Annotated in this window: 19 protein-coding genes; 15 read left to right on the top strand and 4 right to left on the bottom strand. The window is 63.8% G+C overall.

What is annotated here, in order from left to right; translation table 11 throughout:
• Window positions 1–15 precede the first annotated feature (15 nt).
• Window positions 16–2,463, bottom strand: coding sequence for a CHASE2 domain-containing protein (locus H7F36_RS13565; protein ID WP_187051316.1), 2,448 nt, complete (start codon window positions 2,461–2,463; stop codon window positions 16–18).
• A 215-nt stretch (window positions 2,464–2,678) separates the two neighbouring features.
• On the opposite strand from H7F36_RS13565, the gene rpsU reads away from it, so the two are divergent.
• On the top strand, window positions 2,679–2,891 hold the full coding sequence (gene rpsU / locus H7F36_RS13560; RefSeq protein ID WP_068628364.1) for a 30S ribosomal protein S21: 213 nt from the start codon (window positions 2,679–2,681) through the stop codon (window positions 2,889–2,891).
• 131 nt (window positions 2,892–3,022) lie between these two features.
• Entirely contained in the window at window positions 3,023–3,475 is a 453-nt protein-coding gene (locus tag H7F36_RS13555; protein WP_187051315.1) for a GatB/YqeY domain-containing protein, read from the top strand.
• Between the two features lie 114 nt (window positions 3,476–3,589).
• On the opposite strand, the gene pmbA is transcribed toward H7F36_RS13555, so the two are convergent.
• The gene (pmbA, locus tag H7F36_RS13550; protein WP_187051314.1) at window positions 3,590–4,972 is read right to left on the bottom strand and encodes a metalloprotease PmbA; all 1,383 of its coding nucleotides are present in this window, start codon (window positions 4,970–4,972) and stop codon (window positions 3,590–3,592) included.
• Between the two features lie 58 nt (window positions 4,973–5,030).
• Here pmbA and yjgA point away from each other — a divergent pair, with 58 nt between their 5' ends.
• Both yjgA and mog read left to right on the top strand, forming a co-directional pair.
• On the top strand, window positions 5,031–5,687 hold the full coding sequence (gene yjgA, locus H7F36_RS13545; protein WP_187051313.1) for a ribosome biogenesis factor YjgA: 657 nt from the start codon (window positions 5,031–5,033) through the stop codon (window positions 5,685–5,687).
• On the top strand, window positions 5,684–6,289 hold the full coding sequence (gene mog, locus H7F36_RS13540) for a molybdopterin adenylyltransferase (RefSeq protein WP_187051312.1): 606 nt from the start codon (window positions 5,684–5,686) through the stop codon (window positions 6,287–6,289). Before yjgA ends, mog begins: the two co-directional genes overlap by 4 nt.
• On the opposite strand, the gene H7F36_RS13535 is transcribed toward mog, so the two are convergent.
• A complete protein-coding gene (locus H7F36_RS13535; protein ID WP_187051311.1) occupies window positions 6,290–7,009 on the bottom strand; it encodes an RNA methyltransferase in 720 nt (239 codons plus the stop codon).
• A gap of 131 nt (window positions 7,010–7,140) precedes the next feature.
• On the opposite strand from H7F36_RS13535, the gene H7F36_RS13530 reads away from it, so the two are divergent.
• The 11 genes from H7F36_RS13530 (at window position 7,141) to H7F36_RS13480 (ending at window position 20,333) form a co-directional block, all read left to right on the top strand.
• Window positions 7,141–8,196: an inositol monophosphatase family protein gene (locus H7F36_RS13530; protein WP_187051310.1), complete on the top strand. Its 1,056-nt coding sequence runs from the start codon at window positions 7,141–7,143 to the stop codon at window positions 8,194–8,196.
• Complete coding sequence (locus H7F36_RS13525; RefSeq protein ID WP_187051309.1) at window positions 8,196–10,499, top strand: FUSC family protein; 2,304 nt, start codon at window positions 8,196–8,198, stop codon at window positions 10,497–10,499. The genes H7F36_RS13530 and H7F36_RS13525 overlap by 1 nt, the downstream gene beginning before the upstream one ends.
• A complete protein-coding gene (locus tag H7F36_RS13520; RefSeq protein ID WP_187051308.1) occupies window positions 10,499–11,650 on the top strand; it encodes a mechanosensitive ion channel family protein in 1,152 nt (383 codons plus the stop codon). The genes H7F36_RS13525 and H7F36_RS13520 overlap by 1 nt, the downstream gene beginning before the upstream one ends.
• A 159-nt stretch (window positions 11,651–11,809) precedes the next feature.
• Window positions 11,810–12,427, top strand: a complete 618-nt coding sequence (locus tag H7F36_RS13515) for a PadR family transcriptional regulator (RefSeq protein ID WP_187051307.1) — start codon at window positions 11,810–11,812, stop codon at window positions 12,425–12,427.
• Window positions 12,427–13,281: a siderophore-interacting protein gene (locus tag H7F36_RS13510; protein WP_187051306.1), complete on the top strand. Its 855-nt coding sequence runs from the start codon at window positions 12,427–12,429 to the stop codon at window positions 13,279–13,281. The genes H7F36_RS13515 and H7F36_RS13510 overlap by 1 nt, the downstream gene beginning before the upstream one ends.
• 174 nt (window positions 13,282–13,455) lie before the next feature.
• Window positions 13,456–13,983 carry a hypothetical protein gene (locus H7F36_RS13505; RefSeq protein ID WP_187051305.1) on the top strand — a complete coding sequence of 176 codons (528 nt, stop codon included), beginning with the start codon at window positions 13,456–13,458 and terminating at the stop codon, window positions 13,981–13,983.
• A gap of 208 nt (window positions 13,984–14,191) precedes the next feature.
• The gene (gene mutS / locus H7F36_RS13500) at window positions 14,192–16,801 is read left to right on the top strand and encodes a DNA mismatch repair protein MutS (RefSeq protein WP_410003024.1); all 2,610 of its coding nucleotides are present in this window, start codon (window positions 14,192–14,194) and stop codon (window positions 16,799–16,801) included.
• A 28-nt stretch (window positions 16,802–16,829) separates the two neighbouring features.
• Complete coding sequence (locus tag H7F36_RS13495) at window positions 16,830–17,669, top strand: proteasome-type protease (protein WP_187051303.1); 840 nt, start codon at window positions 16,830–16,832, stop codon at window positions 17,667–17,669.
• 20 nt (window positions 17,670–17,689) lie between these two features.
• Window positions 17,690–18,505: an alpha/beta fold hydrolase gene (locus H7F36_RS13490; RefSeq protein WP_187051302.1), complete on the top strand. Its 816-nt coding sequence runs from the start codon at window positions 17,690–17,692 to the stop codon at window positions 18,503–18,505.
• A 158-nt stretch (window positions 18,506–18,663) separates the two neighbouring features.
• Window positions 18,664–19,353 (top strand): hypothetical protein, encoded by a 690-nt coding sequence (locus H7F36_RS13485; RefSeq protein WP_222620381.1) that lies wholly within the window; start codon window positions 18,664–18,666, stop codon window positions 19,351–19,353.
• Between the two features lie 14 nt (window positions 19,354–19,367).
• Window positions 19,368–20,333 (top strand): hypothetical protein, encoded by a 966-nt coding sequence (locus H7F36_RS13480; protein WP_187051301.1) that lies wholly within the window; start codon window positions 19,368–19,370, stop codon window positions 20,331–20,333.
• Between the two features lie 44 nt (window positions 20,334–20,377).
• Here the strand turns inward: H7F36_RS13480 and H7F36_RS13475 are convergent, their stop codons facing one another.
• Complete coding sequence (locus H7F36_RS13475) at window positions 20,378–21,202, bottom strand: undecaprenyl-diphosphate phosphatase (RefSeq protein WP_187051300.1); 825 nt, start codon at window positions 21,200–21,202, stop codon at window positions 20,378–20,380.
• Window positions 21,203–21,214: the final 12 nt, after the last annotated feature.

Here is a 21,214-nt window from a genome sequence, read left to right as displayed (position 1 = left end):
GGTCGACGTTGCCGGTCAGGCGATGTCGACCTTTTTTCTCTTCTGGTCTTGCCCATCTCGATGGTCATCTTCTTCTTCCTCGTCGTCGTCGACGGCAATGTCCGCGGTATCGGCAATCGGCAGGCCGAACCAGAACGTGCTGCCGAGGCCCGGTGCACTGTCGACCTCCAACCAGCCGCGATGCTGCCGTATCACCGCCTGCACGATCAGCAAGCCGATGCCCCTGCGCCGCACGATCTCCGGCGCAGCGGGAAGCACGCCCGCACTGGGCGAAGCGAGTGCTTCGTTCGCAAAAAGCGATCGACGTTGGCTTTCGTCCATCCCGTCGCCCTCGTCCACCACGGTACACACAGCCTCGCGCTTGTCGGCGTCGAACTCCAGGCACATCGTGACCGACTGGCCCTGTCGGCTGTGCCGGATGGCGTTGCCTAGCAGGTTGACCACGGCACGCGTCAGCAGGCTCCCGTCTGCCAGCACGAAGCATTGCCCTTCCCGAAACCGCTCCGTCAGCGTGACGCCGCGCAGTTGCGCCTGCGCATAGACCTGATCCATCGCGTCGAGCAACAGGTTGCCCAGTTCGACAGGGGCATACCGATAGCGGCCCGACTGTGCGGTGGTGAGGTCGATGAGGTCGTCGGCCAGTCGAATCGTGCGCTCGGCTTCGGCGCGGATTCGGCTGCGCAGCGCGGGTGCGCTCGGGTCTAGGTCAACGTCGATGGCACGACGCGCTTCTTCCAGCGTGAGCATGCTGAGGATGGTGGTCTGCGGGCTGCGCAAATCGTGCGACAGAAAGCCGAGCCACTGGTCATGCTGTTCGCGACGGCGATACTCTTCGGTCAACTCGTGCAGCACCGCCAACCAGCCCTCTGCGCCGCTCGGTTGCGCGATGTCGACCGTCACGATGTCGAGCCGGAACACCCTGCCAGCAGGCGTCATCATCACGGCACCGCTGAGCGTCTCCGTCGGCTGCGTCATGTCCGGGCGTGTCATCCAGCCGCCGCCCAGCGGCACTGAATGCCCGGCGATGACAGACAGCAGCTTTCGTCCCACGAGCGCGGCGTCGGAGCCCAACGCATTGGTGCCCAGACCCAACAGCGACCTCGCAGCATGGTTGGCAAGGACGATGTCGCCATCGACGCGGCACACGAGCACGGCGACGTCCAGACGGGCGACGGTGTTTCGCAGCAGCCCTTCGAGCGTACGCAAGCGCACCATGATGTTGTCCAGCGCCTCTGCGCGCCGCAGCAACGCGGTCGGCGCTTCAGCGCTGCGGATATCGCCTACTGCAATCAATTCAAGCGACAGCGCCGATGCGCGATCGACCTGCCGGAGCCGCTGCTCGAAGTAGCGCCAGAGCCGCGCCGATTCACGCCATGTCCAGAGCAGGTAGGCGGTGAACAACGCCAGAAGCGGCGCCACCGGCGGAAGCCACAGACGGCCTGCGGCAAACGCACTCACACACAAGATGACGACGGCACCGGCACTGCCCAGCAGCAGCAACGTGCTGTGCCGCGATCGCGCGAGACACGCAAGAAGCGCCCAGCAGGGCAACGAAATCCAAGCCCATCGCCACGGTGCCGGCGCGTCGTCGAGCAACAACGGACTTGCGTCCTGTCTGAGCGTGTCGAAAGCATTGGCGTGGATTTCCACGCCGGGCATTGCACCGGCAGCACCTGCGTTCGGCACAGGCATCTGGTCGCCTAACCCTGCGGCCGACGCGCCCACGAACACCGTCTTGCCGCGCCAGAAGTCTTGAGGGACTTTGCCGTTGACCACGTCGATGTACGAGAGTGTCCGATAACTGCCGGCAGCACCGGCAAATGAGAGCATCAAGGGGCCACGCAACTGCCAGCCGCTGCTCTTGCTTTTGGGGTCCAGCGCCGACAGCGATGTACCGTCGGTTTTGGGCACCCCCGGCAACAAGCCTACGAGATAAGGCTGCACTCCCGCAGCGGGTCCCTCCAGCAGAAAGAGCCGCCTGACCAAGCCGTCGGTGTCGGCACCGACGTCGACGTGACCCAGACCCGCGGATGCTTCCGCGAGCGCGGCAATCGGCCTTGCGAACATTGGGCTCGCGGATGGGGCGGCGCCCTCGTTTGCGTCGTAGCCCAAGCTGAAGAGCAGGGGCAGGTATACCGGCACTTTGCGCATGGCGCCGACCAGCGCGACATCGTCGGCCGGGTCGACGGATGGCTCAGTCATAAAGACATCCATCAGTACGGCCTGCGGGCTACCGGCGGCAATCTTTTCCAGAAACGACGCATGCACAGCGCGCGACCAGGGCCAGCGACCCAGCGTGGCCAGGCTCGCATCATCGATGGCGACGATGACGACATCACCACCGGGTGTAATTGGACGCGCCTTGAGTGCCTGGTCGTAGACGATGGCGTCGACTGTCGCAAAGTTGCCGTGATGAATCGCCAGATAGGCCAGTAAAGGCGCGAGCAGCGCGATGACGACCATCTCCGCAACCGATTTGACGCGCCCTCCCCGGGCAATCCTGGGGAGTTTTGGTCGAAGCTTCATCTAGGAATTTTGCAGCATGGCCGCCGGGCAAAGCTCACGCTATAATTGCGGGCTAACTTTCGGCCTCCCCTCAACGGCCACAAAGATTTTCGAGTTGAGGAACCCGGCCCGGGGCCTGATCTTCCCTGAGCCAAATTCAACAAACCTTTTAAATGACCACTATCCGCGTTAAAGAAAACGAGCCCTTCGACGTCGCACTGCGCCGCTTCAAGCGCACCATCGAAAAGCTCGGCCTGCTGACCGACCTGCGTGCCCGCGAGTTCTACGAAAAGCCGACCGCAGAGCGCAAGCGCAAGAAGGCTGCAGCCGTCAAGCGCCACTACAAGCGCGTTCGCAGCATGCAGCTTCCCAAGAAGCTGTTCTAAGCACTGCATTCGCTGGCCGCTCGCCAGCGAAACCAAGCCGCGCCAGGGAAACCTGCCGCGGCTTTTGTCTTTTCCGACGGCCTTTTCGAGGCCTTTAAACACCTTTCAACGACCTTCGCCAGGAGATGACCATGAGCCTTAAAGAACAAATCACCGAAGACATGAAGACCGCCATGCGCGCAAAAGACGCCGAGCGCCTGGGCACCATCCGCCTGCTGCTCGCCGCTTTGAAGCAAAAAGAAGTCGACGAGCGCATCGAACTCGACGACGTCATGGTGATTGCCATCGTCGACAAGCTGGTCAAGCAGCGCAAGGATTCGGTCACCGCTTTCACTGAAGGTGGGCGGCAGGATCTGGCCGACAAGGAAGCCTCCGAGATCAAGGTGCTCGAGACCTACTTGCCGAAGCGAATGAGCGCCGAAGAAGTCGCGGCCGAGGTCAAGGCCATCGTCGTCGAACTCGGTGCCTCGGGGCCCGGCGACATGGGCAAGGTGATGGGCACCGTCAAGACGCGGCTTGCCGGCAGGGCTGACATGGGTCAGGTGTCCGCTGCGGTCAAGGCCGCCCTTTCCGGCGCAGCATGACGGTCATCCACAAGGCCTGCGCATGCCTTGTGGATGCGCACGAACACCAGCAGCGCTGGCATCTTTATTTGATGCGACAAGTCGAACCGCTGCCGGAGCGCCAAGCACTTGCCTTTAGCTCCCCGCCACCTTCATCTTGTTGACAAGGATCGAGCCGGTAGTCTTGGCGCCGTAGTTGTAGGCATCGGCACCCACCGCCTGAATGCCCATCAACATGTCTTTCAGGTTGCCGGCGATCGTGATCTCTTCCACCGGGAAAGCGATCTTGCCCTTCTCGACCCAGAAGCCGCTGGCACCGCGCGAGTAGTCGCCCGTCACGTAGTTGACTCCTTGGCCCATCAGCTCGATAACGAAGAGCCCGGTGCCGAGCTTGCGCAGCATCTCGTCGAGGTCGTCGCCCGGCTTGGTCAAGCGCGAAGTCAATGTCAGGTTGTGCGAGCCGCCCGCGTTGCCGGTGGTCTTCATGCCCAGTTTGCGAGCCGAGTAGGTCGACAAGAAGTAGCCTTCGAGCCGACCCGCATCGACCACTTTGCGCGCTTTGGTCGTCACGCCTTCGTCGTCGAACGGCGAGCTTCCCTTGCCACGCTTCAAGTGAGGGTCTTCGACCAGGTCCATGTGCTTAGGCAGCACCGGCTTGCCGAGCGAATCGAGCAAAAAGGTGCTCTTGCGATACAACGCGCCGCCACTGGTGGCCTGCACCAGCCCGCCGAGCAGGCCCGCGGCCAATGGCGACTCGAACAGCACAGCGCATTGCGTCGTCTTGATCTTGCGCGACTTGAGGCGGCTCAGCGCACGTTCGGCGGCATAGCGGCCGACCAATTGCGGGCTCGCGAGTTCGTCGGCGGAGCGCATCGAGCTGTACCACGAATCGCGCTGCATGTCGTTGCCCTTGCCGGCGATCGGCGCCACCGAAATCGAATGCCGCGAGCTGGCGTAACCACCTCTGAAGCCATGCGTATGCGCGCTGAAAAAATGACTCTGTTGGGCCGAAACGCCGGCGCCCTCACTGTTGGTGATGCGCTTGTCGGTCGAGAGCGCGGCTTCTTCGCATTCGAGTGCCAGCTTGGCCGCCTCTTCGCTGGTGACAGCCCACGGAAAGAACAGGTCGAGTTCCGGCTGCTCCTTGACGATGTCGTCTTCGTCCGGCAGTCCGCTCACCGGGTCTTCGGCAGTAAAGCTGGCGATGTCGTAAGCCGCCTGCACCGTCCGCGCAATAGCCGCTTCGGAGAAGTCGGACGTGCTCGCATTGCCGCGCCGGTGCCCGACGTAGACCGTGATGCCCAGCGACTTGTCGCGGTTGCGCTCGACGTTTTCGAGCTCGCCCTTGCGCACCGAGACGCTCAAGCCGCAACCTTCGGACGCCTCGGCACCGGCGTCTGTCGCGCCGAGCTTTTTGGCATGCGCCAAAGCCGTGTCGACCAGGTTTTCAAAGAAAGGGCGGGTGTAGGCGAAGCCGGAGTCGGGGCGCGAGGCCGGTTGCAAGCGGGATGTCTTCATGTGTTGGCTATGATACTTCTGCCCCCTGTTTCCGATGGTGCGGTCAAAGATTTAACCCATGTCCCGCAAACCCAAAAAAGGCTACTACGTCCGTGGCGAGTTCGTTGCTGAAGGCAGCGAGCTCGATCTGGAGCTCAAACGTGAGCTCAAAGGCACCGACGAAGCGAGCCGAACCGACCTCAAGCGCGAAAGCACCGAGCTGCAAAAGCTCGGCGAAGATTTGCTCACGCTGCGCGCCAGCCTGTTCGAAGCATTGCCCCTCGGCGAAAAGCTGTCGGACGCCGTGCTGGAAGCCAAGCGCATCACCAACTTCGAGGGCAAGCGCCGGCAGATGCAGTTCATCGGCAAGCTGATGCGCAAGCTCGACGAGCCCACTCTCGACGCCGTACGCAATGCATTGACCGAACAAAACAGCACGCCCGCCGCTGAAACCGCCGCGCTGCACGAAGCCGAGCGTTGGCGTGATCGCCTGATCGCCGACGACGACGCGCTCGGCGGCTGGATCGAGACGCACGCCGGCACCGATGCGCAGCAACTGCGCGCGCTCGTGAGGCAAGCCCGCAAGGACATGAAGGTCGGCCCCGCAGGCGTGGCGCCGCGCCAGAGCAAGGCCTATCGCGACGTGTTCCAGCTGGTGCGCCAGCAATTGGCGGTGCATGGCAGTGGCGACCATGCCGCTGCGGCTGCCGCACAGGAGCTCGAGGACGACGCATGAGCGCAGCGCTGCCGCCGACGCCCGAGCCGGTGCGCATCGGCATCGTCTCCGTGAGCGATCGCGCATCGACCGGCGTCTACGAAGACAAAGGCTTGCCGGCACTCGAGGAGTGGCTGACGCGTGCGCTCAAAAACCCGATCGCCTTCGAGCCGCGCCTGATTCCCGATGAAGCCGAGCGGATCAGCGCCACGCTGATCGAACTCGTCGACGCCGGCTGCACGCTGGTGCTGACCACCGGTGGCACCGGCCCTGCCCTGCGCGACGTCACGCCTGATGCGACGCTTGCCGTGGCGCACAAGGAAATGCCAGGCTTCGGCGAGCAGATGCGGCAGATCAGCCTGCGCTTCGTGCCCACTGCCATCCTGTCGCGCCAGGTCGCGGTGATTCGCGACAGGAGCCTGATCCTGAATTTGCCCGGCCAGCCCAAAGCCATCGCCGAGACGCTCGAAGGCTTGAAAAATGCCAATGGTTCGCAGGCCGTTCCCGGCATCTTCGCGGCGGTGCCCTATTGCATCGACCTCATCGGCGGACCGTATCTGGAAACCGACGACGCGGTGTGCAAGGCGTTCCGACCCAAAACGGCGATCCGGACACGCGCCTGATCAGCGCTTGCCCTCGACCATCGCCTTGGCGATACCGCGCAGGATGTGAATCTCTTCGGGTGTCGGCTGCGCCCGGTTGAAAAGCTGCTGCAACCGCGGCATCAGCTTCTTCGGCGCCGCAGGATCGAGAAATCCGATGTCGACCAGCGAACGTTCCCAGTGGTCCAGCATGCCGGCGACGGCCTGTGCATCTGCCGCCGGCGATGACACCACGGCGTCTTTCACTTCGTAGCCACCCAGCGCCAATCGCCACTCGTACGCAATCACCTGGATCGCAGCGCCGAGGTTGAGCGAGCCGAAGTTCGGGTCGGTCGGAATGCTGAGCGCAACGTTGCAGCGATACACGTCTTCGTTGCGCATACCGAAGCGTTCGGAACCGAACAAGAAGGCCACGCAACCGTCGACTGCAGATGTATCGAGCACCCCGAGATGCTCGCGCGGCGTGCGCGTCGGCGGTCCGAAATCACGCGGCACCATCGCAGTCGCACACAAATGCGTCACGCCGTCTAGCGCTTCGTCGAGCGTTTCCACGATGCGCGCGTTGTCCAGCACGTCGAGCGCGCCGCTGGCGCGTTGAATCGTCTCTTCGCGCCGCAGCACGTTGGGCCAGCGTGGAGCGACAAGCACGAGGTCGGTAAAGCCCATGGTCTTCATGGCGCGAGCGGCAGCGCCCACATTGCCGGCATGGCTGGTCTGGATCAGGATGAAGCGGGTGCGCATGGGAGGACGAAAAACGAGGGGTAACGGGCCGACCGCGGCCGGGTAAAATGCTCCGATTCTCGCTGCCCGCATCGCCGGGCTGCATCCTGCGGAGCCGCATCGCGCGGTGTCGCCGTTCTTCTCACAATCCAATGTCGTCCCCCAACCTGCATCCCATGCTCAACGTGGCCGTCAAGGCCGCACGCGCCGCTGGCGCCATCATCAACCGCGCGGCGCTCGATGTGGAGGCCGTGCGCATTTCGCAAAAGCAGGTCAACGACTTCGTCACCGAAGTCGATCATGCAAGCGAAAAAGTGATCATCGAGACACTGCTCGCCGCCTACCCGGGGCACGGCATACTGGCCGAAGAATCGGGCTCCGAATACGGCGCCAAAGACTCGGAATTCGTCTGGATCATCGACCCGCTGGACGGCACCACCAACTTCATCCACGGTTTCCCCGTGTACTGCGTGTCGATCGCGCTGGCAGTGCGCGGCAAGGTCGAGCAGGCCTGCATCTATGACCCGAGCCGAAACGATCTGTTTACCGCCACCAAGGGTCGCGGCGCCTACATGAACGACCGCCGCCTGCGCGTTTCCAAGCGCACGCGGCTCAACGAATGCCTGCTTTCCACCGGCTTTCCGTTTCGCACCGGAGACAACTTCAAGCAGTACCTCGCGATCATGGCTGACCTGATGCCGCGCACGGCCGGCTTGCGCCGCCCCGGCGCTGCAGCGCTCGACCTCGCCTATGTCGCCGCCGGCTTTACCGACGGGTTCTTCGAAACAGGCCTCAGCCCCTGGGATGTCGCTGCCGGCTCTTTGCTGGTCACCGAGGCCGGCGGCCTGGTCGGCAATCTCACCGGCGAGCCTGAATTTCTCGATCAGCGCGAATGCCTGGCCGCTGCGCCCCGCATCTACGGTCAACTCGTGCCGTTGCTCTCCAAGTATTCGAAGTTCGCAGGCGTGGACGACAAGATGCGCGCCAGCGACCGCGTGCGCGCGGTGTCGGCTGCAGCCAACCCGGATGTGGACGAATCGGTCGACTTGTACGCACGCTCTACCGTCGCTGATTTCGAAAGCTCCGGCAGCGATGGCGTCTCGGTCGAGCCCGCAGTTGTCGCGCCTGCTCCGCGCAAGCTCACACGCATCAAGCGCGACGTCGCAGCAGCGCCTTTTAACGACCCGGCCGATTCCACGGGCAAGTGATGCAGACGCTGAGCTCGGCCGGGGCCGCCGCGCGCCGAACCCGCGCCGCGTTGCGCATCGCCCTGAGCCATTACGTCGCCAACGGGCTGTCGGTAGCCTTCGGGCTGCTGCTGATTTCAGGCGGCCTGCATCTCTGGCTGGGCACCGTCGCCGGCGCTGCGGCGTCGGTGGGTGTCATCGTCGCTTCGCCGCCCGACCTCGCTGCGCCACGCCGCGGCAAGTTTTTCCAGATGCTGCCGGCGCCGCTGATCAGCTTGCCGCTTTTCTTCGTGGTCCAGTGGTTGCACACCGCGCCGCTGCAGCTCGGGCTGGTGCTGGTCCCCGCCACTTTCCTGTCTTTCACGCTCATGGCATGGGGCAAGCGCGGCATTCCGATTGCCATCGCGATCATGCTGGCGATGATTTTTTCGATGGCCACGCCGCCGCCGACCGATCTGCACGAGGCACTCGAACGCACGCTGCATTTCGGCATGGGCGCGGGGCTCTACGTCGTCTACGCCACCCTCGTCAACCTGGCGCTGAACGCGCGCTACCGTGTGCAACTGATCGCCGACGTGCTGTTGGCGCTGGCGAACCTGATGCGCACCGAGGCGCGCCAGTTCAGTGCCAAAGACGAAACCGACGACGTGCGCGATTCGCCGGCGCCGATGCTCGGCCAGTTACTGACGCAGCAGGCCGCACTCGCCGATCAGATCCAGGCGGCGCGGGACATCGTGCTCGAATCGCCGCGCACGCCACGCCGGCAACGGCTCGCCGGCATGCTGGTGATGGTGCTGGAGATGCGCGACCACCTCTTGGCCAGCGAGCTCGACCTCGACGTATTGCGCACGCACTCCGACCACGCAGGCTCGCTCGGCGAGATGCGCGCGGTGCTCGAATTGATTGCGAACGACGTCACGCATTTGGCAGATTCACTGCTGCTCGGCCGCAAACCCCAAGCGGGACAAGACCGCCGGCCCACCCTTTCGGCCATCGCCATTCCAACCTACACGGGCCGGCCCGACGGCCTGGCCGCACCCAACACGGCCGTGTTGGCGCGCGGACTGGCGAGCCGCATCGGCCACCTCAACGACGAGGTGGTGCGACTCACCGCACTGGCTCGCGGCGAGCGCGAGCCGGACCTCGCCGTGGTGCGCGCCAACTGGCAGATGTTCGTGAGCCCGACGGCGTGGTCGTGGCGCCCTTTCCTCACGCTCTTCAACTGGGACGCACCGCCGCTGCGCCACGCCATCCGCGCGGCCCTGGCGATTGCCGCCGGATACAGCATCGCGGTGTTGCTGCCGTGGGGCTCGCACGACTACTGGATCTTGCTGACCATCGTCGTCGTGCTGCGCGGCAGCCTCTCGCAAACGCTGGAGCGGCGCAATGCGCGCGTGGCCGGAACGATGCTGGGATGCGTGCTCGCTGTCGGCTTGTTGTCCACCCATCCGTCAGCGTTGGTGCTGCTGCTTTCGGTGACCTGCGCGCAGGCTGTGGCGCACGGCTTCGCGGTACGGCGATACCTGATCACGGCCGTCGCAGCCACCGTGCTCGGTCTGGTGCAGGCACACCAGCTGTACGCCGGTGCCGCCCCGACCTTCGCGCTCGTCGAACGCATTGCCGACACCTTGATCGGTGCGGCCGTGGCGTGGGGCTTCTGCTACGTCCTGCCGTCGTGGGAGCGCAGCCAAATCCCCGCTCTGGTGGCGCGCACGCTGCTGGCGCAAGCGCGCCATGCCCGACTCGCGCTCGGCCTCGGGCAACTGCTGGCCGTCGACACCAGCCCCGAGCTCGAATGGCGACTGGCGCGCAAGGAGGCTTTCGACAGCCTCTCCGCGCTGGTGCAGGCCACGCAGCGATCGCTGTCCGAACCACGCGCCGTGCGGCCGCCCATCGAGCCGCTAGAGCGCCTGCAGGCCCACAGCTACCAGTTGCTGGCCCAGCTCAGCGCCGTCAAGTCGATGCTGGTGTTGCGGCGCGACCGGCTGACGCCCGCTGAAATCGAGGCGCCGTTGGCGCGTGCGGCCGAGCAGATCCAGTCGGCGATCGGCAACCCGGCCGACGCGTCTGCCAAAGCTGCCAAGGCGGTGGAGGCCGCACAGGCTGGCGAGGCACCCGCAGAGACGACATCTGCACCGCGCACACGGGTGGTTGGCCCGGTCCCGCTGCCCGACCCTTTCGACAACGACATCAGTCCCTGGCTGCTGCGCCGACTCGACCTCGCGAGCGGCCTGGCACTTCAGCTGCACGATGACGCGGCGCGCATCTTGCAGGCCGAAGCGGAGGCCGAAACGATGGCTGGACTGTTGCCGAAGGAAGCTTGATGGAGTTGCATGCATTGCTTGGCCACCCGTGGTTCGGAACGTGGATCGCGGCGCTGATCGCCAGCGCGTCGGGCCTGCTCGTCTACCGCGTGGGCGGCATGCTGTTGCTGCGCCTGACGCGTCATGCAGTCGTTCTGCATTCGATGATCTCGAAGGCGCGCACGGCGGCGCGGTGGGTTCTGCCGCTCGTGGCGCTACAGATGGTGTGGCAGGCCGCGGCCGACGACCTTCGCTACATCGACAGCGTGCGGCACCTCAACGGATTGCTGCTCATCGCGTCATGCACCTGGCTGGCGGTGCGGTGCATCAACGGCTTCACCGAAGGCCTGCTCGCCAAGCATCCGCAAGACGTCGACGACAACCTGCAGGCACGCCGCATCCACACGCAGGCCAGGGTGCTGGCGCGCACCGCCAGCACGATGGTTCTGGTGGCCGGGGCGGCGCTCATCCTCATGACGTTTCCGGGCGCGCGGCAGGTCGGTGCCAGCCTGCTCGCCTCTGCCGGCGTCATCGGCATCGTGGCCGGTCTTGCTGCCAAACCGGTGCTGAGCAACCTGATCGCCGGCCTGCAGATCGCCTTGGCGCAGCCGATACGCATCGACGATGTGCTCATTGCCGAGGGTGAATGGGGCAAGGTCGAGGAGATCACGGGAACCTTCGTCGTGATGAAGCTGTGGGACGAACGCCGTTTGATCCTGCCGCTCAGCTACTTCATCGAAAAGCCGTTCCAGAACTGGACGCGACAGAGCGCGCAGTTGCTGGGTTCGACCTTCATCTACGTCGACTACACGATGCCGCTGGCGCCGCTGCGCGCGGAGATGGAGCGCATCGTGCGAGCGGCGCCGGAGTGGGATGGTCGCGTGTTCGTGCTGCAGGTGACCGACGCCACCGAGCGCACGATGCAGTTGCGCATCCTTGCCACTGCGGCCACCGCGCCGCTGGCGTTCGACCTGCGCTGCCGCATCCGCGAAGGGCTCATCGACTTCGTGCAGCGCGAGTATCCGGAATCTCTTCCCAAGCTGCGCATGCAGGACATGGGTGGGCCGTCCGCTTCAGCGGGCGCACAAGGCCCGGCGGCACCCGCGCCGACCGTGGCAGCGATGGGCACGGCCAATCCAGCCAACCTCATGCAGCCGCTGCCGCACCGCTGAGCGGCACGCTTGCGCGTCAGCGCCCGGCACCCGGCGCCCGGCGCCCTCACAACCTCCAGCACGGGGGCAATTCTTCGATGCGCAAACTCCCGCCTGACTTGACTCGTTCTCCATTTAGATATATCTTTTATGTTTTAGATACATACAAGAGAGATCGACATGCGACATTTCAGATCATTCGAGCAATGCACACGCCGCGCCGAACACGGTGACGGTTCCGACGGCGGACGCGGCGGCCCCGGCCATCGACACGACCATGGCGACGGCCCGCGAGGCATGGGCGGTGGTGGTGGCCGAGGCGGTAGTGGCCGAGTCTTCGGCCATGGCGGCCTGCGCTTCGTGCTGCTGCAACTCATCGCCGACAAGCCGAGCCACGGCTACGAGCTGATCAAGGAGATCGAAGAACGCCTGGGCGGCAGTTACAGCCCGAGCCCCGGCATCGTCTACCCGACCCTGACGCTGCTCGAAGAGCTGGGCTACGTCAGCGTCAATGCTGCCGATGAAGGCGGCCGCAAGCGCTACAGCATTACTGCAGCAGGCACCGAGTTCCTGGCCGCCAATCGCGATACAGCCGACGCGATGATGGCGCGCATGAACGGCGGAGTCGACGGTGCGGGGCCACGCGGCGGCCGTCCGCCGCAAGTCGTTCGCGCCCTCGAGAACCTGAAGCTGGCGATGCGCATGCGCCTGTCGTCGCGCGAACCGATGACCGACGCGCAGGCCCATGCCTTCGCTGCCGTGCTCGACAGCGCAGCGCAACAACTGGAGCGCATTTGATGAGCGACACGACAACCGCTTCGATCGCAGACGCCTTGCCGAAAAGCGCGCCTGATCGACTGCCGCGCCGCGTGCGCCACGCGCTTCGATTCCGAAAGGTCGAAGTGCGCAGCTTGCAGCGCGTCACCCCGCACCTGATACGCATCACCGTCGACGGCGAGTCGCTCGCGGGCTTCACCAGTCCAGGCTTCGATGACCACGCGAAGCTCTTCTTTCCCGATGCGGCGACCGGCGAGTTGACTTTGCCGACCGCTGGCCCCGACGGTCCGATCTGGCCCGAAGGCCGCAAGCCGACGATGCGCGACTACACGCCGGGGCGCTTCGACGCCGTCGCCGGCACGCTTGAATTCGACTTCGCACTGCACGACGCCGGCCCCGCGACGCAGTGGGCCGAGCGCGCCAAGCCGGGCGATGTGCTCGGCGTCGGTGGACCACGTGGCTCTTTCATCGTTCCGACCGATTTCGACTGGCATTTGCTGATCGGCGACGACACCGCATTGCCGGCGATCGCACGGCGCCTTGCCGAGTTGCCACGCAACGCCCGCGCGATCGTGCTGGCGGAAGTCGACGGGCCGGACGATCAGATCGCTTTCGAGACGCATGCCGAGCTGACGGTCCAATGGGTGCATCGCAACGGCGCCGCGCCGGGCACGTCGACTTTGCTGCTCGACACGCTGCGCGGCCTTACGTTTCCGGCAGGCGACTTTCATGCGTGGGTGGCATGCGAATCTTCTGCAGCCAAAGCCTTGCGTGCGCTCCTTGTCGGCGAGCGTGGCGCCAATCCGAAATGGACGCGTGCGTCAGGCTATTGGCGCAAGGGCGCCGCGGCAACGCACGACACCCACGAAGAGTAAAAGTCCAGCGGATCGCTACTAAAACAAGTTCGCAAACCGTCTGCAATAGGCCGTTCGGCGATTGGCAATTGAATACCAAAGAACTAGGATAAAACCCGTGGGAGCGGGCAACAGAAGAGGAACAACAGCGAATCGGCGCCGTCGCGCCTTTCGCAATTGCAGAAAGGGAACCGCATGGGATCCGATCTCGAAAAATGGCAATTCGTTGCGGCGGTGATCGTGGGCGGTCTGGTGGTTCTCGGGTTGGTCGGCTTCGTCTGGAATCGCGTCGCGGCCCGTCGCCGTTCTCAATACCTTATCGCCGCAGCGCGGGTGCGCTCCGGCTATGTTCCAGGTGGCTTGCCGACCGTGCGAGGCGGGCCTACAGGCTCCACCGGCATGGGAGAACTCGGCCCCGCGAGTGCGCCACAGCCGCTGGCAGCCAACGAAGGCGAATTCGAAGAAATGGTCGATGAGCAGCCGCTCATCCGCATCCGTTATCTAGACGCGCTGTCCAGGAAGGTCAGTGCCGAGCTGCAGGTCGAGCATCTGGATATTCATAAGCGTCTCGTCGTCGGCTATTGCGACCATCCCGGCGACACGCGGCGCATTCCCCTGCGCAATATCGTCGGTGCGCGCATCGCCGAAACCGGCCAGCGCTTCGATGTCGACACGTGGGTCGACGCGGTGCGCGTCGCACGGCGTCGCCGCGGACAGGGCTGAGCCGACGACAACGGCGACGCTGCTCACACCCCGATCTCTTCGACGTTCGCCAGGTGCATTGAGTGCATCGCCGATGGTGAGTACCGCATCCAGCGTCGGGAGGCAAAAAATTGGGCTAAAGACATGATCCAATCCTCGCTCCATGCCCGCTTCATCCCCTGCCCCGACCCCTGCCGCGACCCCTGCAGACTACTCAGCTCACACACCCATGATGGCGCAATATCTGCGCCTCAAATCGGACTTCCCGGAGACGCTTCTCTTTTACCGGATGGGCGATTTTTACGAGCTTTTCTACGCAGACGCAGAGAAGGCCGTGCGCCTGCTCGACATCACGCTGACGCAGCGCGGCAACTCGGCCGGTGCGCCGGTGGTCATGGCGGGTGTGCCGTTCCACGCGGTCGATACCTACCTGGCGCGGCTCATTAGGCTGGGCGAATCGGTAGCGATCTGCGAGCAGATCGGCGAGGTCGGTGCGACCAAGGGGCCGGTCGAGCGCAAGGTGATGCGGGTGGTCACCCCCGGCACGTTGACCGATGCCGAATTGCTAAACGACAAGAGCGAGTCGATGCTGCTCGCGGTGCACGCCGGCACGCGCAATGTGTGCGGGCTGGCCTGGCTCAGCGTGACGGGCGCGGAGTTGCGTCTTGCGGAGTGCGCGGCCGACGCGCTCGAAAGCTGGATCGCGCGCATCGCACCGAGCGAGTTGATCTACAGCGCCGAAGTGACGACGACCTTTGAGCAGCGCCTCAAAGCCGCTCGCACGGCCACGCCATTCACGCTCTCCATCCGGCCTGCCTGGCAGTTCGATGGCGGACTCGGCGAGCGCAAGCTCAGCCAGCAGATGGGCAGCAACAGCCTCGCTGCGTGGAACGCCGAAGGTCTCCCCAACGCGCATGCTGCCGCGGCCGCGCTGCTCGGTTATGCGGAACATACGCAAGGCCGCGCGCTGCCGCATGTGCAGCGCCTCTCGGTCGAGCGCGATGGCGAATTGATCGAGCTGCCGCCCACGACGCGCCGCAATCTCGAACTCGTGCAGACCTTGCGCGGGGAAGACTCGCCGACGCTGTTCTCGTTGCTCGACACCTGCATGACCGGCATGGGAAGCCGCCTGCTGAAGCGATGGCTGCTGTCGCCGCGCCGCGACCGCGATGAGGCGCAGTCGCGCCTCGAAGCCATCGCCGCGCTGCAGACGAATGCACCCGGCAGCACTGCTGCACCATGGCGCACGTTGCGGGAGCAACTGAAGAACATCAGCGATATCGAGCGCATCGCTGCCCGCATCGCGCTGCGCCAGGTGCGCCCTCGCGAGTTGGTCGCGCTGCGTCTTGCGCTGTCGAAGACGGAGCAACTGGCGCCATCGTTGCCGGGCGTTGCAGTTCTGCTCAATCAGATCTCGGAGCATTGCAAGCCTCCCGAAGGCTGCGTCGATCTGCTGGTGCAAGCCATCAAGCCCGACCCGTCGGCGCTGGTGCGCGATGGCGGCATCATCGCCACCGGCCACGATGCCGAGCTCGACGAGCTGCGTGCCATCAGCGAGAACTGCGACGATTTTTTGCTGCAACTCGAAGTGCGCGAACGAGAGCGCACCGGTATCACCAACTTGCGCGTGCAATTCAACCGTGTGCACGGCTTCTACATCGAGGTGACGCAAAGCGCGCTCGGCAAGGTGCCCGACGACTACCGTCGCCGCCAGACGCTGAAGAACGCCGAGCGATTCATTACGCCCGAACTCAAGGCCTTCGAAGACAAGGCGCTGTCGGCACAAGATCGTTCCCTGGCGCGCGAGAAGCACCTGTACGAACAGCTGCTCGATGCGCTGCAGCCATCGATCGCACCTTTGACACGTCTCGCCACTGCCATCGCGACGCTAGACGCACTGTGCGCGCTGGCCGAGCGCTCGTACAGCCTGCACTGGCGCGCACCGAGTTTCGTATCGCATCCGTGCATCGAGATCGAAAAGGGCCGGCATCCTGTGGTGGAGGCTCGGCTGGCCGAGAAGTCGTCGGGTGCCTTCATCGCCAACGATACGCAGCTCGGGCCGCAGCAGCGCATGCAGGTCATCACGGGGCCGAACATGGGCGGCAAGTCGACCTACATGCGGCAGGTCGCGATCATCGTGTTGCTCGCTTCGATCGGCTCGCACGTCCCGGCCGCGGCTTGTCGGGTCGGGCCGGTCGATGCGATCCACACGCGCATCGGCGCCGCCGACGACCTGGCCAACGCGCAGTCGACTTTCATGCTGGAGATGACGGAAGCCGCGCAAATCCTGCACAGCGCCAGCGCGCAATCGCTGGTGCTGATGGACGAAATCGGCCGTGGCACGAGCACCTTCGACGGCCTCGCGCTGGCTGCCGGTATCGCAGCGCAATTGCACGACCGCACGCGGGCCTTCACGCTCTTCGCCACGCATTACTTCGAGCTCACCGAGTTTCCGGCGACGCACCATGCCGCGGTCAACATGCATGTGAGCGCCACCGAGAGCACGAAGAACGGGGGCCGCGACATCGTCTTTTTGCACGAGATGCAACCCGGCCCGGCCAGCAAGAGCTACGGCATCCAGGTCGCACGGCTGGCGGGCATGCCGGCCGCCGTCGTCAACCATGCCCGTCAGGCGCTCGATGCGCTGGAGGCGCAACAGACGCAAAGCCGGGCACAAGTCGACCTGTTCGCGGCGCCGCCAGCCACCGCTGCGCCCGAGGTGAGCGCCGTAGAATCCGCGCTGGCGGCGCTCGACCCCGACGCGATGAGCCCACGCGAGGCGCTCGATGCGCTCTACACACTTCAAAAATTGAACACGCGCGAACGCGGGGCCGCATGAGCTGGCCCGGTTCGTGCGGCAAGACTCCATGACTTATTGCGTAGGCATCAAACTCAACGCCGGACTGGTGTTTCTCTCCGACTCCCGCACCAATGCGGGCGTGGATCACATCAGTACCTTCCGCAAAATGATCGTCTACGAGCAGCCGGGCGATCGCGTCATGGTGCTGCTGTCGGCAGGCAACCTGAGCATTTCGCAGTCGGTCCGCGAGATCCTGCAAATCGAGGAGCTGCGCGAGATCGGCGAAGACGGTCAACCCGGATCGCCCATCACCATCTGGAACGCCAAAAGCATGTTCGATGCCGCGCGGGTGTTGGGCTCTGCGGTACGCCATGTGTACGACCGCGATGCCGAAGCGCTCAAGCACGCTGGCCTCGACTTCAATGTGTCGTTCATCTTCGGCGGCCAGGTGCGCGGCGAAGGCATGCGGCTGTTCCTGGTCTACGCCGCCGGCAACTTCATCGAAGCGACAACCGAGACGCCCTACTTCCAGGTCGGCGAGTCGAAGTACGGCAAGCCCGTGCTCGACCGCGTTCTCACACCCGAAACACCGCTGGACGAAGCCGCCAAGTGCGCGCTGGTGTCGATGGACTCGACCATGAAGTCGAACCTGTCGGTCGGCCTGCCGCTCGACCTCGTCGTCTACGAAGCCAACAAGCTCGAAACCGATCGCGTGATCTGCATCGATGCCGAAAATCCGTACTACCGGATGATGCACAACAGCTGGGGCCAGAAGTTGCGCGAAGTGTTCGACAGCATCGAAGACCCGGTGTGGGACGACGCGGCCAGCGCGCACCCGCTGAAGATGCCAGCGGCCCGGCACAGCGCGCTGCGCAAGATCTCGACGCCTGAAGAAAAGCTGATCTGAACACGACGTTGGCGCCGGGCTTGCCATCGGTCGTTTTCTCGCACGGCAACAGCTTTCCGGCAAGTACCTACCGGGTGATGCTCGACAGCCTGCGCAGCCGCGGCTTCGCGGTCGATGCCGTCGAAAAGTTCGGGCACGACCCGGCGTATCCGGTCACCGACAACTGGCCGCATCTGGTCGAACAACTCGCTGACTTCGCGCGACGCCAGGTCGACGCATTCGGCGGCCCGGTGTTTCTGGTCGGCCATTCGCTCGGCGGCTTTTTGAGCTTGATGTGCGCTGCACGTCATCCTGAACTCGCCAAAGGGGTTGTGCTACTCGATTCGCCCTTGATCGGCGGTTGGCGCGCCAATACCCTCAACCTGGTCAAGCGCACGCCGTTTCTCAAGACCATGTCCCCCGGCGTCGTGAGCCGCAAGCGCAAGAACAGCTGGCAAGATCGCGACGCCGTGTTCAAGCACTTCAAAAGCAAGAAGATGTTCGCAAAGTGGGACGAACGGGTACTGCACGACTACATCGATCACGGCACGCTCGAAGCCGCGGCCGAAATTGATGCCGCACGCACTCTGAGCTTCGACCGCGATGTCGAGACGGCCATCTACGACACGCTGCCGCACAACCTGAGCACATTGCTGCGCGGCCATCCGCTCCAATGCAAAGTCGCATTCGTGGGCGGGCGGCAATCGGTCGAGATGAGACGCGCCGGCATGGCGATGACCGAGAAAGTCACCAAGGGCCGAATGACCCTGCTCGACGGTACGCACCTCTTCCCAATGGAAAAGCCGATAGCAACTGCAGCGGCTGTCGAGGCCTCGTTGCGAAATCTTCTGGGCTGAAAGCGCAACGCGTTGTGGTTTGCAACCAACCCTTGGCGTTCTAAAGAACCCAATTCGTTCACGCGAACTTTGCCAATTTTCGAGCATCGGCGAGCCGTTGATCGACAGACCATGTCCTCGGCTTTTAATCCTTGCTACAACAAATCAGGGAGTAAGTCATGCGAGTCTCTTTCGCTGCGGCGATCACGACGGTCACTGTTTTTCTAGCGGGTTGTGCTACGCCTCAGCTTCCTCTGCCACTGAACGGTGGTGCGCTGAGCAATAAGTCCGGCAAGGTGGGCATCGCCATGGCGGTGCTGCCCAAGCCCAACACTTTTTTCCCAGGTGCGGACTGCCTGCTCTGCATTGGAATTGTCAGTGCCGTGAACTCGTCCTTGACGACGCATGCACAGGCATTGCCTACGGACGATCTTGCGGCCCTGCAGCAAGAACTTGCCTCGCTGGTCAAGAAGAAGGGTGCCGAGCCAGTGGTGATCAATGAGCCACTGGACGTTACAACGCTGCCAAACTTCGGCACAAGCGGCCCCAACATTGCGAGAAAAGACTTCACCTCGTTGCGGTTGAAGTACGGCGTCGAAAAGCTTCTTTTCGTCCAGGTCTCGAGTGTTGGCTATGTGCGGACCTATGCGTCCTATTTTCCAACCAGCGAACCTAAAGCGCGAATCAGCTCCATCACCTCGCTGATCGACCTTCGAAGCAACACCTACGACTGGTTTTTGCCAGTCACCGCGCTGAAAGCAGCTGACGGGGCATGGGATGAAGCACCGAAGTACCCTGGGCTGACGAACGCCTACTTTCAAGCGATTGAGTCCCATCGGGATGAAGTGACCAAAGCCATCGCAGACTGATCGGCGAGCGCCAAATGAAGCTTACAAACCGCTCCAGCCGGGGCCTCTGGAGTTTGCTCCTTTGCCCCTTGAGCTTGAGTCTGGCAACAATTGCAATTGCGCAGAACGCCGAGCCCACACAAACAACGTTGGCTGCACCTGTCTTGTCGATTGCCGCTGACACGCCTGCGCCCGTCGAGCCAGTTTGGCAGCTGGCTGCGCCTAAAACTCCGGGCGTGGAGTTTCGCGGTCTGGCCAGCTTCGACTACGCTGGGGTCAACGCCCAGACCGCACTCATAGTTGGCTCCGGCAACGCTGCGCTCGCGGCCGTGACTGCCGTCTCATTCCTGATCAATGCGGCAGTTATCAACCATGCTCGCGAATCACAGAAGAACAGCGTGCAGTTAGAGGCGGACAAGATTCTCCTGCCCTACGAGTCGATCCTGACGGACTACCGTAGCAGTGATCTCTACGCGCAAGCGTGGACCCAAACGCGAAACATAGTCCCCAAGACAATGAGCGGCAAGGCGTTGCAGGTATCTGCAAGCCCCGTCTTCTCGATGACGCAAGACCAGAAGGCCATCGTTCTCGACACCATCGTGGAGGTCCGAAATCCGGAATTGGCAACGCCGGCATACACGGCGACCATCCGCGTCGTCGGAAGCCCGCAAGAAGATGGCGACCTCACAGCCTACTGGACGGCACAGCACGGGCAAGCCCTGCGCAGCGCCAGTGCAAGCCTGCTCGCGGAAGCATTGGCAATCGCTCTGAAGTTCGCAGATCAAAATCCCATCCCCAGCCATGCCTCGCCCGCAAAAACACTTCGCTTCATGCAGGGAGGCATCGAGCGGGTTGAACGCGCCGAAGTCCTGCTTCAGGGCTGTTCACGAACTGTCTTTCGCACCTTGCGTGGCGCGTTGATGGCGGTGCCGACTCTCCATCCCGATTCCGCCTGCGCTACGCCGCCGACCATGACAGCAGTGTCCGCGTCTTACGACTGAACACCGCAGCCCGCGCGTTGGCGCGATGGTGATGTGACTTGGAGTTATTCCGCCCAGACCACCATCCCGCTCCATGCGGTCGCCAGCACCACGATGCCGAAGGCGATGCGATACCAGGCGAACGGCACGAAGTTGTGCGTGCTGATGTACTTCAGCAGCCAGCGCACACAGAGCCATGCGCTGATGAACGCGAACACGAGGCCGACCAGAAAGAGCGGAATGTCAGCTATTGACAGCAGCGCGCGCTCTTTGTAGAGGCTGTACACGCTCGCACCGATCAAGGTCGGGATCGCCAGAAAGAACGAATAGTCGGTCGCCGCTTGCCGGCTGAGCCCGAGCAACATGCCGCCGATGATGGTCGATCCGCTGCGACTGGTGCCCGGAATCATCGCAAAACATTGCACCAGCCCGACCTTGAGCGCATCCCACGGCGTCATGTCGTCGACGTGCTCGACGCGCACTGCGCCCGGCGGCCGCTTCTCGGCCCACAGGATGATGAAGCCGCCGATGATGAAGGTGCTGGCCACCACGATAGGGATGAACAGGTGCGCCTTGATCGCCTTGCCGAACAAGAGCCCCAACACCACCGCCGGCAAAAATCCGATGAGCACGTTGAGCGCCAGCCGGCGAGCCTTGGGCTGCCGCGGCAACGCCACGATGGTCGACTGGATCTTCTGCCAATACACGAGGATGACCGCGAAGATGGCGCCGGTCTGGATCGCGATGTCGAAGACCTTGGCCTTGTCGTCGTCGAAGCCGAGCAGTGAGCCCGCCAATATGAGGTGGCCGGTCGAAGAGATCGGCAAAAATTCGGTCAGGCCCTCGACGATGCCCATCACCGCGGCCTTCACCAGCAAAACGATATCCACAAGCACTCCTTG

The sequence above is a fragment of the Variovorax sp. PAMC28562 genome (assembly GCF_014303735.1).
Lineage (GTDB): Bacteria > Pseudomonadota > Gammaproteobacteria > Burkholderiales > Burkholderiaceae_C > Variovorax.
This window is presented reverse-complemented; position numbering and strand designations above follow the sequence as displayed.

Excerpts from the sequence above, each read along its gene's own strand:
- H7F36_RS13565 (WP_187051316.1), bottom strand. The coding sequence starts at position 2,463 with ATGGTCGTCATCGCGCTGCTCGCGCCTTTACTGGCCTATCTGGCGATT.
- rpsU (WP_068628364.1), top strand. The coding sequence starts at position 2,679 with ATGACCACTATCCGCGTTAAAGAAAACGAGCCCTTCGACGTCGCACTG.
- H7F36_RS13555 (WP_187051315.1), top strand. The coding sequence starts at position 3,023 with ATGAGCCTTAAAGAACAAATCACCGAAGACATGAAGACCGCCATGCGC.
- pmbA (WP_187051314.1), bottom strand. The coding sequence starts at position 4,972 with ATGAAGACATCCCGCTTGCAACCGGCCTCGCGCCCCGACTCCGGCTTC.
- yjgA (WP_187051313.1), top strand. The coding sequence starts at position 5,031 with ATGTCCCGCAAACCCAAAAAAGGCTACTACGTCCGTGGCGAGTTCGTT.
- mog (WP_187051312.1), top strand. The coding sequence starts at position 5,684 with ATGAGCGCAGCGCTGCCGCCGACGCCCGAGCCGGTGCGCATCGGCATC.
- H7F36_RS13535 (WP_187051311.1), bottom strand. The coding sequence starts at position 7,009 with ATGCGCACCCGCTTCATCCTGATCCAGACCAGCCATGCCGGCAATGTG.
- H7F36_RS13530 (WP_187051310.1), top strand. The coding sequence starts at position 7,141 with ATGTCGTCCCCCAACCTGCATCCCATGCTCAACGTGGCCGTCAAGGCC.
- H7F36_RS13525 (WP_187051309.1), top strand. The coding sequence starts at position 8,196 with ATGCAGACGCTGAGCTCGGCCGGGGCCGCCGCGCGCCGAACCCGCGCC.
- H7F36_RS13520 (WP_187051308.1), top strand. The coding sequence starts at position 10,499 with ATGGAGTTGCATGCATTGCTTGGCCACCCGTGGTTCGGAACGTGGATC.
- H7F36_RS13515 (WP_187051307.1), top strand. The coding sequence starts at position 11,810 with ATGCGACATTTCAGATCATTCGAGCAATGCACACGCCGCGCCGAACAC.
- H7F36_RS13510 (WP_187051306.1), top strand. The coding sequence starts at position 12,427 with ATGAGCGACACGACAACCGCTTCGATCGCAGACGCCTTGCCGAAAAGC.
- H7F36_RS13505 (WP_187051305.1), top strand. The coding sequence starts at position 13,456 with ATGGGATCCGATCTCGAAAAATGGCAATTCGTTGCGGCGGTGATCGTG.
- mutS (WP_410003024.1), top strand. The coding sequence starts at position 14,192 with ATGATGGCGCAATATCTGCGCCTCAAATCGGACTTCCCGGAGACGCTT.
- H7F36_RS13495 (WP_187051303.1), top strand. The coding sequence starts at position 16,830 with ATGACTTATTGCGTAGGCATCAAACTCAACGCCGGACTGGTGTTTCTC.
- H7F36_RS13485 (WP_222620381.1), top strand. The coding sequence starts at position 18,664 with ATGCGAGTCTCTTTCGCTGCGGCGATCACGACGGTCACTGTTTTTCTA.
- H7F36_RS13480 (WP_187051301.1), top strand. The coding sequence starts at position 19,368 with ATGAAGCTTACAAACCGCTCCAGCCGGGGCCTCTGGAGTTTGCTCCTT.